This is a genomic window from Christiangramia aquimixticola (genome assembly GCF_048285835.1).
Lineage (GTDB): Bacteria > Bacteroidota > Bacteroidia > Flavobacteriales > Flavobacteriaceae > Christiangramia > Christiangramia aquimixticola.
In genome coordinates, this window is sequence record NZ_JBLVTL010000050.1 from 1 (window position 1) to 385 (window position 385).

Genomic DNA, 385 nt, shown 5'->3' on the forward strand with positions numbered 1-385 from the left:
CTCATTATGAGGCTTTGGGATTCAAGCTTGCTTTCATTGGAACAGAAGATATGGACGGTGAGCAGGTTCACAAATTGGAAATCACAGCTCCAAATGGGATGGTCACCAATGAATTCTATTCGGTCAATTCAGGATTAAAATTGAAGACCAGCAGCGCTGCCACCGGTGATATCATGTACTCCGACTATCAGGAAGTGGATGGAGTAAAATTTCCGATGATGCTGACCATCAAAAATCCAATGCTGCCTGTTGCGCTTGAGACCAAGATGAAATCAGTGAGTTTCAATCAGCAGCTTTCAGATGCTGATTTCCAATAATTTTAGATTCTTAGTGATGAGTAAAAGCCTTCCAACTTGGAAGGCTTTATTATTTCATCCATCTCTCA

Annotated in this window: 1 protein-coding gene; it reads left to right on the top strand. The window is 41.3% G+C overall.

The annotated features are described in order from the left end of the window. The coding region (locus tag ACNKXV_RS13445; RefSeq protein ID WP_470269813.1) for a LolA-like protein at positions 1 to 317 on the top strand (317 nt) is incomplete at its 5' end. Between the last annotated feature and the right edge of the window lie 68 nt (positions 318 to 385).